Below are 13,537 nucleotides of genomic sequence, written 5' to 3'. Positions count from 1 at the left end.
TCTCTACATAAGGTGAAAAAGAAGAGGGCTAAGAGTTGAGGTATAGAGTTAAGAAGGCAGTGTAATTCATTGCGCGATAGGCCCTGTCTAATCCAACAGAGTTTATTATGTTGAGTGATTTCGATCGTTTTCTAATAGCCCTTTATTGGATTTAATTCGCCTGGTGATTGTCGTTCTCTATTCACGATAGTGAAACTTTTTATATTCAGAATTTTTTAAGTTCTCTTCAGTCTTAAAAATTATTATTTGTTTTTTGGTGAGTGGTGCTAAATTGTTCAAGTACCATTTTTCTGTTGGTGCTTGTTTCTTTGATTTTTATTGAGTTTTTCTATCTGTTAATCCCGGCGTTTATCAAAGTTTAAATAATAAAAATAAATCCATATGTCGTACAGTATTTCTTCTTGAGTCAGGTTGCGTATTTAAGAACGTTTTTTTATGGGTTTTTTTAATGTCGTCAGCATCGGTACATGCTGTTTGTGCAAGGATTTTGCATGAGTCTCCAGTGCCTCCCTGCGTTTTTTGGGAAATTGCCGACTTACGCTGGGGGAATCAATCAATGTGGAGAAGATAATGAAAAAAATGATTTGTACATCGCTACTAGGGTTACTGGTGGTACCCGGTGTAACTTTAGCTGAGGACTTGTGGATAACGATCGGCAGTGACGGTTATCAATCCCTGAAAAAAAGCAGTGCGTTAATGGCTAAGGAGCCCCTGAATGCACTAGGAGAGCGCAATGGTATAACCATATTGAAGGTGAATGAGGATAATTTATCCGAAATTTCTACGATAATGCATAATAGCCACAATCGTTGTGGTGGCTTTATGGTGCATGATTCCCTGCAGGAGGCGCAAACTGCGCAGCTCTCTCCACTGGCTAACACTGTGTCGAGTATTGCCAGCTATACCATTGATAATGCCAATGTGGTGAATGCCCTACAGGCGGAAATCTCTGAGGCAAATATTCGCTCGACAATCACCAGCCTTTCCAATTTTACCAATCGCTTTTACACCACCTCTACAGGCGTAGCTGGTGCTGAATGGATTCGGGATAAATGGCAAGCATTGACTAGCTCTCGCAGCGATGCATCTGTGCAGCTCTATAGCCATAGTTGGGCTCAGCCTTCGGTCATTCTCACTATTCAGGGGCAAACAAACCCTGATGAAATCGTGGTATTGGGGGCGCATTTGGATTCCACCGTTGGCTGGGGTACCGGGGAAGGCACCAGGGCACCGGGTGCCGATGATGATGCCTCGGGTATCGCCACTCTGACCGATGTGGTGAATGCCATAGTGGCAACAGGTTACAAGCCAGCAAAAACTCTGGCTTTTATGGGGTATGCGGCAGAGGAGGTTGGCTTGCGTGGTTCCGATGATATTGCTACGGATTACAAGAACCAAAATAAAAATGTGGTTGGTGTTCTACAGCTGGATATGACCAATTATTATGGTTCAAACAGTGATATCTATATTATTGGTGATTACACCAACAGCTCACAGAATGCCTTCCTGAAAGATCTTGCTCAGACCTATCTGGGGAACCTTAGTGTCGGCACAACTACCTGTGGCTATGCTTGTTCCGATCATGCCTCCTGGCACAACCAGGGCTTCGCGGCCTCTTTCCCTTTCGAGGCCACATTTAATGGCTCGAATCCTTATATCCACACTGTCAATGACACCTTAGCCAACAGTGGTGGCGATGCAAATCACGCTGTGAAGTTCGGCAAGCTGGCTGCCGCTTATGTGGCAGAGCTGGCCAAGGGATCCATTGGTGATGATCCAGGCCCTGATCCCGATCCGGATCCCGATCCCGATCCAGGCCAGGAGAAAACGGAAAGCTTCTCTGGCAGTGTGACTCGTGGTGGAGAGGAGCATTACGGGCCATTTAGCGTGACACCGGCAACCAATTTTGTTGCGGATATGACCGGCACCAATGACGCTGATCTATACGTGCGGTTTGGAGCAGCCCCGACCTGGCGCTACTACGATTGCCGGCCCTACGAGAATGGTTCAGCCGAAAATTGTTCGCTACAAGTGCCGAGCGGTGATAGTCAAGCTTTCATCATGGTTCGCGGATACAGCCGTCAAACTTCCAACTTTGAGCTGGATGTCACCTATACCCCGCAATAAAAAAAGAGGGCCCAGGGAATTTTCTTCCCTGGGCCTATTATCTCCATCCTGGACTTTAAAATATCAGCAAAAAAATGACATGATTGGCAGTTAAGGCTGGCAGTAGGCTTTGACAACCATTGCTATAAATTAATTTAAACGCCATGGATTTTGGTTTCCAGAGTAACTGTTGTCTAATCGAACGGGGGAAAATGCCAAAAAGTGAAAGGCTTTTAGCACTGACGCCAAAATTTGCAGCTATCTTGGTGAACTGACATATTCCCACAGAAATAAGTCGCGCACAGTTATTGAAATTGTGCGCATGAAAATTACTGTGCATCACTTATCAGGGATATCTTGTGGTGTGCTGTCCGAATTAATAATGAGAAGAGAGGACGGGCAATATGCAAACCCATTTGCTAAAACCTTTATCGTTGGCAATCGCCATCGCGCTGACTGCTCCAGGTGCTTTTGCGCAGGATCGGAATGAAAAATCTTCGACAGCCGATGATCGTACTATGGAAGAGGTGATTACTACCGGTACCCGTAAGGAAGGTGTTTCCCCAACAGAAACTCTTTCACCGGTTGACGTAGTTGGCGGAGAGGAGTTGGCAGATCAAGCAGGCTTCGACCTCACTGAGTCTCTGGCAAAAATTGCTCCCTCGTTTAATACCCAGCGCTTTCCCATCGCCGATGGTACGGCATTTATTCGTCCAGTAACCCTGCGTAATTTGTCCCCGGACCAAACATTGGTACTGGTCAATGGCACTCGTCGGCATCGTTCTGCCTTGGTAAATTTACAGCTCGCTCCTCTGGGTACGGTAAATCAGGGGGCTCAGGCGGTGGACTTTTCCACATTGCCTTCACTGGCTATCGAAAGAGTCGAGGTGCTGCGTGATGGTGCTTCGGCCCAGTATGGCTCCGATGCTATTGCCGGCGTGGTTAATATTATCTTAAAGGATGATGCTGAAGGTTTTGCTCTTTCTGCTCAGACCGGTGAATATTTTGAGGGGGATGGAACTCGTAATTCTTTTGCCGCTAATGCTGGTTTCAACCTTTTTGATCAGGGGTTTGTTAATGCCACTGTAGAATATTCCAAAGCGGATAAAACTTGGCGTGGTGTCACTCACAATCGCGCAGAAGTAGTAGGTTCTATTCTGGGTAGTAATCTGGTGCCTCTAGATGGACTTGGTCAACGCTGGGGTGATCCGGATGTGGAGGCTCTGAAATTTTTTGTCAATAGTGGCCTGGATATTAATGAGAATGTAGAGCTATATGGTAATTTTGGGTATTCCAGTAATGAAACGATTTCTGATTTTTTCTATCGCGAACCCGTGCTGGATCCGGAATATGAATTTGCAGCTGAGCCGACTTTACAGAAGGATGATGATGGCGATTTTCTTCCCGATGCCGCCCCTCAGTCACTGATTGATTATATTGTTACTCAAGGCTTAAATCCGTCCGATTACCTGGTGGCGGATGACTCCAGCCCCAGTGGCTATGTATTGCGCAATCCGATTTATACTCAATTCCCGGGTGGTTACAATCCACAATTTGGTGCGGAAATTCAGGATATCTCCGCTGTAATAGGTGCTCGTGGAGAATTTCAAAATGGTTTGACCTGGGATCTGCGTGCTCGTGTTGCAGAGAATGAGGTGGAATATGTATTGAAAAACTCCATTAATCCCAGCCTCGGGGTTTTGTCACCCACTAGTTTCAAACCGGGCACCCTCACCCAGGAAGAGACTAGTTTAAATGCAGATTTTGTGAAACCTATTGATGTTGCTGCCTTTGCCTCTCCACTGAATGTCGCTTTTGGTGTTGAATGGCGTGAAGAAACCTATTCAATTGGAACTGGTGATACTGCATCTACTGAGGTTGGCCCAACGGCGGTGTATTTTGGTGTGGGCTCAGATGGTTTTCAGGGGTTCTCCAAAGACTCAGACGGTAGTTTTAGTATTGAGAGTATTGCCGCTTATATCGACCTCGAAGCGGATGTTACTGATGCATTAACCCTTGGCGTGGCGTTGCGCTTAGAAGAATATGATGAGTTTGGTTCCACCTCCGACTGGAAGCTTTCAGCTCGTTACGATGTTAATGAGAACCTTGCTCTGCGCGGGACAGTGAATACGGGCTTCCGTGCGCCAACACCTGGGCAAGTGAATACCCTTAATGTCACTACCACTGCAGATTCCAGTGGTAACCTGATTCCGAGTGGTACCTATCCGGTGGACCATCCGGTAGCAATGGCCTTGGGGGCAAAAGAGTTGGCGCCAGAGGAGTCGACCAGCTTTACCTTAGGGGCTGTGTTTACGCCGTTTAGCAATACCAGCGTCACTCTTGATTACTACAACATTGACATCGAAGACCGCCTTGCATTGCGCAACAATAAAGTCGGCGCAGAAGAAATCGAGCTGCTACAGAATGCAGGGGTAGAGGATGCTGCCTTATTGAAAGACAGCAATGCCAACTATTTTGTCAATGCATACGATTCAGAAGTTTCAGGTATCGACTTGGCCATTACCAGTGATTTTGAAGTGGCAGGTAATTTACTGGTTGTGGATTTACGTCACAACCACAATAAGCAAGAAGTGAGTAAAGTAGAAACTAGTACGATTAATGCCTCCAGAGTCTTCGACCTGGAAAATCAGGTGCCCAGTGATCGCACAACTCTGACTTTTGATTTTGATACAGGTGATTTGTTTAGCGGCTACTTAAGATTCAATCGCTACAGTGATTGGGAGTCTACTGGTGGTTTGTTTGGTCCTGGTGATGCTACGGATACCTACAGTTATGGTAGTGAAATTTTGGTGGACTTGGAGGCGACCTTTACTCTCTATGAAAATTATAAATTATCCATAGGTGGTGAAAATATTTTTGATGTGCAGCCCGATGATGAACAAGACGGTACTCTGCAATATTTAGGCGTTCGCCATGCTCTGACATCACCGTTTGGTTTTAACGGCGGCTTTTGGTATCTCCGTGCGAGTGCAGAGTTTTAGTGGATTGGGTTTTTTGATTGGGGACTGGTATCAAGCTTTCATTAATTGATAGCCGTTGCCAATCAAAATTTACTCTGAAGTACTTATTGTAAGCAATAAAAAACCCGGTATTTGCCGGGTTTTTTTGTTCATGGGCCAATCTCTATGAAGACTCAGATTGATTTTCCGCTCGTAATAACCTGCATATTGAAGTCCAGTACTATCTTTGGTTGATCAGTAAAAACACCGTCCACACCTTGTGAGGCTAGGAGTATCAGGTCATCAGGGCTGTTAACCGTGAAGACATAGTTTTTTAAGCCTCTCTGTTTTGCATCGGCAATCAAATCAGCACTGATAAAATCCAAGCTGGTATGCAGGGAATAAGCCTTCAAAGGTACTGTGCTCGCGGCTAAGTCGAGGGGAATACCACTGAATAAAACTCCGCGGCGCACACTGGGTATCAGTTGTAAGCACTCGTGGAGCTGTCGGTGATCAAAAGAGGAAACAATATATTGATCAAAGCTTACGCCCTTGTCGCTGACAAATGTTTGTATTTCTTTGGCTACTAGGGCAGCTGAATTTGGACCCTTGATCTCTATATTGAGTTGGGCGTTGCTACCGATTAACTCCAGTACTTCACGCAGGGTTGGAATGTTATTTCCGCAGGGTAGGGGGCGTTGGCGCAGGGCGTCTGGATGTAGATCAGTTATCAGCTCGTTGCCGGAAAGTAGTCTACCCAGGCGCCTATCGTGTGTTACCAAGAGCTGCCCACCAATATTCCAGACATCGATTTCAATACCATCAACATCCAACGCCAATGCTTGGCTGATGGCCTGTAAAGTGTTTTCACTGGCCTGGCGTTGGTATCCCCGGTGGGCAAAACAGAAAAGTGTGCTTAGGCTCATTGTTGCTTAACTCCCCCCGATAATTTTTAAAAGCTTATTATTAAATGATGAGGCAAGGGTGATTTAAGTCTATCGGTTGTTAACCCAGTCAGACAGGCAAATACCTTTATAGGTTTGGAAAATTTAACAGGGGGCAGAGTGCCCCCTTAAAAGTCTTGATGGTGGAGTCTCTGGTTTTTTTATTCTCCAGACAAGGCGCGGTAGCGTCCGCGGTGGAATATTAGGGGTTCGCCGCCGAAAGCACTGAACTCCAAAACTTCTCCCAGCAGGATGGTGTGATCCCCACCTTCAATACATTGGACACGGCGACAGTGGAAATAGGCGGCGCACTCTTCCAGGCGAGGTATTCCATCTGGGCCCTCGCTCCACTGAATCTGCCCAAACTTATCGGCCCCGCGACCGGCAAACAGGTTGGAAACGTGTTGCTGATCTGCGCGCAGTACGTGTACTGCAAAGTGTTCGCGGCTGGTGAAGGCCTCGTAGCCCAGTGATTGTTTGTCGATACTCCATAGAACCAGTGCGGGGTCCAGAGATACTGAATTAAAGCTGTTGGCGGTCATCCCCGCAGGCTGTCCCTCAGAGTCCTGCGTGGTAATAACGGTGACCCCAGTAGCGAACTGGCCCAGAGTATCGCGCAGCAGGCGGCTTTGTTGAGGGGAGGGAGTGATAATGGAGCTTCTTTCTGTCGACATACGATGGTTGCTTGTACAAAAACTGTGCTAGCCAGCCATTTTACGGCAAAAGCGTACTGATTGCGCGTCTTGCCTCGCAAGCTAGTAAAAGAAGCTCGAATATCGTTATTCGAATGACTTATTGTCCATAAGCGGCATGCACTCACTCATCAGTCGCTCCCTTTCTGTAATTGCGGTGCCAGTCAGTGCGAAACCGAGCAGTTCTCCCCTACTGTTGCGAAACTCGGCACAGACGCCTTTTGTGTCTTGAGATACTTGCCAGCGGCCCTCGGCGCCTGGATGGGGAGGGCAGAGGGTTGTGGGGCGCAGGGTTGTTTTAACCGCAACCGGGATAACGCCGTAGTGTACGGGACAGGGATTGCCGCTAAGGGTTTGAGCCAGGGCGCGGGCACAAGTCATTAGGGGAGCGACGTAAAACAGCTGGTGCCCCTCTACCTCCGCACAGTCGCCAATGGCAAATATATGCGGATTGCTACTCTGTAATTTCCGGTCTACGGCAATTCCCCGCTGAATTTTCAGCCCCGCAGTTTCAGCCAGGGCAGTATTGGCTTCAAGACCCAGTGCCGCCAGGGCGATATCTGCCACTAGCGTCTCACCGTTATCCAGCAGGGCTTCAATACCTTTAGGATTTTTATTCAGGGAGCGAATGGACTTCCCCAGATAAAAACGAACGCCACTGTTATTGAGCACCTCCTGGAGATCGCGACCGGCAGCCTCTGGCAAGAGAGAGGCGAGCGGCCACTCCTGAGGATCTACCACAGCCACTTCATATCCGGCTTGCACCAAATCATTGGCAAACTCACAACCAATCAGACCTGCACCGATCAGGAGGACCCGCTGGCAGCCAACGAGCGCGGTGCGAAAGCGGTGGTAGTCTGCCAGGTTGTTAATTCTAAATAGCCTTGCGTGGGCATTGCCCGCGATAGCCGGCAATTTGCGGCAGTGGGCACCAGTAGCCAATATCAACCTGTCGTAAGGAATATCCGCTATGTGATTATCAACATCCTGCTGCAACTGTAATGTTTTGCTGTGGGGGGAAATTGAAGCCACACGGGTATGTACGAGAATCTGTGCGTCCAATTTACGCGCCATTTCTTCAGCGCTGGTTTGGCATAACTGCTGGGCTGTTTTTCCATGGGAAAGGGAGGCTGATAGAAGGGGTTTAGAGTAAAAGGCCCCGTCATCACTGGAGATCAGAACCAGGGGGGTTACAGAATCGAGCTTGCGAAACTCCAAGGCTAGGTGATAGCCGGCCAGGCCTGTGCCGACAATCACTAGTGGGGCTTGGTTCTCGTTGGAGACTTCACCGCCACTTAGCTCAGTGTCATTTTCTATAGGTTTTGATGCCGGAGTCACCAGCACCATGTCGAAGTCTTCCTTACCCACTCCGCATTGCGGGCAGCTCCAGTCCTCGGGGATATCCTCCCAGCGGGTGCCGGGAGCAATGCCTTCCTCTGGACACCCCCTGGCTTCGTCGTAGACCCATCCGCACACCATGCACTCCCAGAGGCGAAAAGTAGCTGTGCCCTCATGAGTTGGTAACGGGGAGTCAAGCGCGGTATCAAGTGGAGAAGGGGGGGGGGCTTTTTTATCCAACTCACACATTGCAAAGTCTTGCTTGTGTGCTCCGCACTGGGGACAGCACCAGTCTTCGGGGATATCTTCCCAACGGGTACCAGGGGCTATCCCATCCTCAGGCCAGCCCTTGGCTTCATCGTAGATCCAGCCGCAGATTTGACATTCCCACTGGCGATAGTCTGGCATGGTGCCCCCGTGCTAGCTAGACAGTAGCCGGCTGTAGGGCAACCGGCTTTAGGGCAAATATAAGGGAGATCGTCGGAGGGTGCTGCTAATCGTGTTTGCCTTGGGAAATATTTGTCAGTGCATTTTGATAGACGTCTGCAATCTCTCCTGGGTGGCGAATGGAAATCCCCAAATCGTGTACGAGCCCGTCTTTTAGCCCGTAGACCCAACCGTTAATGGAGAGTGACTGACCTGAGCGCCATGCGTCGCGTACTATTGTCGTTTGGCAAATATGGATTACTTGCTCCAAGACATTGAGCTCGCACAGTAGGTCTGTACGCTGTTGTTCCTGGAATAAGTCAACCAGAGTGTGGTGCTTGTCGCGAACATCTTGGATATGGCGCAGCCAGTTATCAATTAGACCAAGCTGTTCGTTGTGTAGTGCCGCCTGTACGCCACCACAGCCGTAATGCCCACACACGATAATATGCTTGACCTTCAAAATCTCTACCGCGTACTGCAAAACGGATAAGCAGTTGAGGTCAGAATGCACCACCACATTGGCGACATTGCGGTGTACGAACAGCTCACCGGGCAAAAGCCCGACAATTTCATTCGCGGGCACACGGCTGTCTGCGCAGCCAATCCAAAGGTATTCCGGTGATTGCTGCTTTGAAAGCTTTAAGAAAAAGTCCGGGTTGTCCTTGTGGGTGGCCTCGGACCAGTTCTGATTATTTTTTAATAGATGATCTAGCGGGTGCAATGGGTTTGTATCCTGATATGACTAATTGGACATAATGTTGGGAGGATAGCGGCTTTATTCCTGCGGGCCAAGAGGGTATGGGCTAACCTGAAAGATGACTATTTTTTAGCATTGGGTCTCAATTTAAGGAGAAATGATGGCGAGAAGGAATCACTCCGGTCCCGGTAGGCGACAGCGCACATCCTTGCGCTCTGGATTTGCTGATCGGCACCGTTTGCGTATGCGCCAGCTACAGGCGCGGCGGACTCGGCTACGTGGATACACCTCTAATTCTGATGAAGAGGAAGGAGCTATTGAACCAATGAATGGTGGAGAGGACCCCTTTAGTCGAGAACTGGAAAGGGAGCCCTTGGCTTGAGTTTTGCTGTTTCCGATAAATTAACCAGGAAATGAAAAGAGCGCTTAAAAGCGGTATGGATTTTATTTGGCAGTAATAATCGTCAAATTAACAAAAATTTGTTTACATACTCGCTTTTCAATACTTTTGCATTTCCCAGGTGGAAAAAGTCGGAGGAATAATAATGGCCTTGGTTACCCCGGAGACTTCCAGCGCATTGCGTGTGGTTTTGGCGAATTATACGGACTGCCATCAGGCTGAGGATATTATCCATTTAATGGATGAGTACTCCCGCCATCCTTTTGGTGGAGGGGGGCCATTGCCAGAGCCTTGTCGCAATGAGCTGGTGCCTAAATTGGCAAATTTTCCCGGTGCTTTCAGCGTGCTCGCCTATGGCGATAATGAGGCCTTGGGTTTGGTTAATTGTTTCACCGGTTTTTCCACATTTTCCTGTATGCCGCTGATTAATATTCACGATGTTATCGTCAGTGAGCGCGCCCGGGGGCAGGGCGTTTGCGCTGCCATGATGGACTTTGTGGCGTTAGAGGCAAAAAAGAGAGGGGGCTGTAAGCTGACTATGGAAGTACTGGAAAAAAACTTTGCCGCGAAGAATGCCTATCGCAAGTCGGGGTTCAAGCCTTATACGCTGGATGAAGAGTTTGGGCAGGCCGAATTCTGGCAGCGGTATCTCTGAATCTTCAGGGGTGGCACAGGCCACCCTTTTTCAAATTAAGCAATAACTTTGTTACCTGGCAGTGTATTGGGTCTGTCCCACTTTCTTTTTCTTGCTGATTATGCTGCTGAGTAGTGCAAAAAGCGCGATAAGTGAGACGCTGACCAGTAATCCCAATAAGGGTTGCTGCGGATCCCTTTCATAAAGCCAGCCACCGATGGCAAAACCGATAGTGTAACCGCCGGTGTGCATCAGTGATAGAAATCCAAATAGCCGGCCACCGCGTCGATTCGCTTGGCTCAAAAGTGCGCTGTAGCCCGGTACCAAAAAGGCAATCCCCACCACAAAGATCAGCAGGCCGGCAGCTGCGAGCAGGCTGCCTAGGGTACTGGAGAGTAAGATGGTGCCTGTGCATAGGGAGCTTACGCCCAACATAAAACTCATCTGCGGCGCCTTGAGTTTGCGCACCAGACCAATCTGAACCAGGAACCCACAAATCGCCACTGCAGCCAACAATACGGCAGTAGCTGATGAGGCGCCCATGGCGCTGAGACCGTAGAGATCTTTAAGAGCAGGTCCCATGACAACCTGCAGCTGACCAACACTAACGGTACCGAGCAGAGCGGTGGCAAAAAGGGCCAGAGCACCAGGAGGGAGGGAGGAATTTCCAGAGGATTCTGTTTCTGCAATATGGCTCTTTCCCTTCGGCAGACCGGCGGTTAAAACGAGGGTGATGAATGGTAGCAATATCAGCCACGCCAGAGGCCAAAGAGCGCCAGCGAGGAGAGCCGGCAAGGCAAGTAGTGGCCCGAGTCCTCGTCCCAGATTAGCCGCCGCACTCAAGCCTGAAAGAATTGATAAACGCTTTTCCGGCTCCCCCAGGTCAATAGCCCAAGCCTGGCAACAGGGGTAGATGGCTGCAGCGTTCAACCCATAAATGACACGACTGATTGCCAGAGCTATTAGGGCATTACTTTCCTCCAGGTACCCCTGGGACATGGCCACCAACAGGGCCACAAAGAGGCACTGGGCCAGCAGTGCTCCAGTCAGCCCTGCGAGTAGTACTGGCTTGCGGCCAACCCTGTCCCCCATTTCACCCCAGAGTGGTCCGGCAATCATCAGGCAAAAAGTACCCAGGGCCACTAACCCCCCGATGCTGGCCAGACTCAGTCCACAGCGCTCAACGATGAGTGGAATTTGAGTCAGTAGAACAACCTGGGCAGCTCCCTGGCTGGCCACCACCATATTGATTTTACGCAGGTGATGTTTGGGGTGATTCAGGGATCTCCGCATCCGGGACTCCACAACAAATTCATAAAAAATCACAGGAAAACGCGACCCTTTCCTGTGCAAGAGTTCACAGCCAGATAATTTCTCTGGCAATGGGCTTGAAGTGCGAGAAATTTACCTGCATCATAAGGCTAATGCAAACCATTCTCACTTAGATTTAGCCGATAAAGAATCACCACCATGAATAATCCTCAATCCGATGCAGCCAGCACTGGCGGCGTCGACGGCGATGCTTTTGCTCAAAATCCAGTTATGACCGCCGGGGATACGGAGGTCAATATGGCTGCGGAAAGAATGTCAGCCAACTGCTTCTTCAATGCGCTACTGCGGGAGACAGATAGCGGTATTTGGCACGAACGAGCTGGCGAGCAACTTCCACAAGGGATCAGTGTACCGGCGGTGCATATTCCTCTACCGGCCAGTGGTGCCGAACTCTGGCTGAGTGTCTCCTATCGCAGTGAGTGTGGCAGGCACCAGTTTACCCTGCCGATGATATTGCGTAACGCAGAGGGTGCCAGCAAAACTATTGGGTTTGCCGATGCGGCGCAGCAGGTTGCACAGGAGCCTGCTTTTTTCCCTGGCGCCACAGCAGAATCCAGAGCGCAATTTACTTGCAGGGTCTCGGCCAGCGTGAAAAATATGGCTCAGGCACTGAATGCTCGTCACGCAGATACAGAGAAACTATTTACTCAGCCCCTCACTTTTGTCGAGTCGGAACAGGCACTTTTATGCGGACACTCTATCCATCCGACTCCTAAAAGCCGCGATCCATTTACCGATAAGGATGCCGAATGTTACGCCCCGGAATTTGGCAATAGTTTTGCCCTGATGTGGCTGGGGGTGGACCCACAATATTTGCTTGGAGCCAGTGGGGCGGAAATTAGCGAGGCGCAGTTTGCCGATCTGGTGCGTGCAACGGATGGTGCTCCGGTGGCACCGAAAGGATTTATTGCTATCCCGGCACATCCCTGGCAGTGGCGTCAGCTAGGGCAAGACCCACGTGTGGCCGAATTACTTGAGAGTGGAAAAATTATTGAGTTGGGTGAGGGCAGGGAACCGTGGCGGGCAACCTCTTCACTGCGCGCAATTTACAGCGCTCAAAGCCCTTATATGCTCAAGTTTTCTCTCAGCCTGAGGCTGACTAATTCGGTGCGTACTCTGCAACCAAAAGAAATGGTGCGTGGTCTCGAAGTCTTAAAAGTAAGAGATACGCCTCTGGGGCAGGAGTTTGCCAGCCGCTACCCGCGCTTCCAGGTGTTGGCGGAACCGGCCTACCTGATGCTTGCCGATGGTAGAGGTGAGCAGATTATAGAAAGCCTGGTTATGTTTCGGGAAAATCCTTTCTTGGAAACAGCCGCAAAAAATACCTGCCTGTTGGCAACATTGACTCAGGATCATCCTAATGGTGCTCCCTGCCGGGCTGCGCAATTGGTACAGCGCCTCGCTGGAGAGGAAAATATTTCCATTGAGGCTGCTAGCAAACGCTGGTTTAAGGCTTTTCTCGATGCAGTTATTGAGCCCTTGCTAATTGCCCAAGCCGATTTTGGAATTTTATTTGGCGCCCATCAACAAAATCTGATTTTGAGCTTCGAGGGTGCTCTGCCTGTGGCTGGTTTTTTCAGAGATTGTCAAGGCAGTGGTTATAGTCGCCTGGGCGAGGAATTACTCAAACCTTATCTGCCTAATCTGGCCCAGGACAGTGAGAATGTCATTGACGAAGAAATGGCCAACCGCCTTTTTGTGTATTACCTGATCGTTAATAGCTGTTTTGGTTTGATCTGTGCGCTTTCCGCTGCAGGTTTAATTTCCGAGCAGGAGTTGTTGCGCCAGCTGCGCGAGCGCCTGCAATTGCTGTACGAAGGCCAGCGACGTGACTTTAGCTGTTTGGCGTATTTGCTCAATGCCGATGAAATTTGGGCTAAGGGCAATTTTCAATGTGCGGTGATTGGTATGAATGAAACCACCACCGAAGACCCGCTTTCCATCTATCACACTATGGCGAACCCCCTGCGAAAGGTAGTAGACGCTGAAGTTGCTGAAGCTTGAT

10 protein-coding genes are annotated in these 13,537 nt (G+C 49.3%); 5 read left to right on the top strand and 5 right to left on the bottom strand.

Going from position 1 to position 13,537, the window contains the following annotated elements; all coding sequences use genetic code 11:
* The first annotated feature begins 570 nt into the window (after positions 1-570).
* Entirely contained in the window at positions 571-2,127 is a 1,557-nt protein-coding gene (locus tag ACJJIO_RS05335; protein WP_444910356.1) for a M20/M25/M40 family metallo-hydrolase, read from the top strand.
* Between the two features lie 383 nt (positions 2,128-2,510).
* A complete protein-coding gene (locus ACJJIO_RS05330) occupies positions 2,511-5,108 on the top strand; it encodes a TonB-dependent receptor plug domain-containing protein (protein WP_444910355.1) in 2,598 nt (865 codons plus the stop codon).
* Positions 5,109-5,260: 152 nt separating this feature from the next.
* On the opposite strand, the gene ACJJIO_RS05325 is transcribed toward ACJJIO_RS05330, so the two are convergent.
* The 4 genes from ACJJIO_RS05325 to can all read right to left on the bottom strand — a co-directional run bounded on the left by ACJJIO_RS05325 (position 5,261) and on the right by can (position 9,190).
* Positions 5,261-5,992 (bottom strand): glycerophosphodiester phosphodiesterase, encoded by a 732-nt coding sequence (locus tag ACJJIO_RS05325; protein WP_444910354.1) that lies wholly within the window; start codon positions 5,990-5,992, stop codon positions 5,261-5,263.
* A gap of 179 nt (positions 5,993-6,171) precedes the next feature.
* Positions 6,172-6,684, bottom strand: coding sequence for a flavin reductase family protein (locus ACJJIO_RS05320; RefSeq protein ID WP_252083106.1), 513 nt, complete (start codon positions 6,682-6,684; stop codon positions 6,172-6,174).
* 105 nt (positions 6,685-6,789) lie between these two features.
* A complete protein-coding gene (locus ACJJIO_RS05315; protein WP_444910353.1) occupies positions 6,790-8,448 on the bottom strand; it encodes an FAD-dependent oxidoreductase in 1,659 nt (552 codons plus the stop codon).
* An 85-nt stretch (positions 8,449-8,533) separates the two neighbouring features.
* Complete coding sequence (gene can, locus ACJJIO_RS05310; protein WP_252083105.1) at positions 8,534-9,190, bottom strand: carbonate dehydratase; 657 nt, start codon at positions 9,188-9,190, stop codon at positions 8,534-8,536.
* Positions 9,191-9,326: 136 nt separating this feature from the next.
* Between can and ACJJIO_RS05305 the strand changes: the two genes are divergently transcribed.
* Positions 9,327-9,548, top strand: coding sequence for a hypothetical protein (locus tag ACJJIO_RS05305; RefSeq protein ID WP_444883952.1), 222 nt, complete (start codon positions 9,327-9,329; stop codon positions 9,546-9,548).
* Between the two features lie 163 nt (positions 9,549-9,711).
* Entirely contained in the window at positions 9,712-10,221 is a 510-nt protein-coding gene (locus ACJJIO_RS05300) for a GNAT family N-acetyltransferase (protein ID WP_252083103.1), read from the top strand.
* 51 nt (positions 10,222-10,272) lie between these two features.
* On the opposite strand, the gene ACJJIO_RS05295 is transcribed toward ACJJIO_RS05300, so the two are convergent.
* On the bottom strand, positions 10,273-11,493 hold the full coding sequence (locus ACJJIO_RS05295; RefSeq protein ID WP_444910352.1) for an MFS transporter: 1,221 nt from the start codon (positions 11,491-11,493) through the stop codon (positions 10,273-10,275).
* Between the two features lie 177 nt (positions 11,494-11,670).
* Between ACJJIO_RS05295 and ACJJIO_RS05290 the strand changes: the two genes are divergently transcribed.
* On the top strand, positions 11,671-13,536 hold the full coding sequence (locus ACJJIO_RS05290) for an IucA/IucC family protein (RefSeq protein ID WP_444910351.1): 1,866 nt from the start codon (positions 11,671-11,673) through the stop codon (positions 13,534-13,536).
* Position 13,537 lies beyond the last annotated feature (1 nt).

It is taken from the genome of Microbulbifer mixtoriginis (SeqCode) (assembly GCF_052467235.1).
Note: the sequence above shows the minus strand (reverse complement) of the source record. Positions and strands in the feature narration are given on the sequence as shown.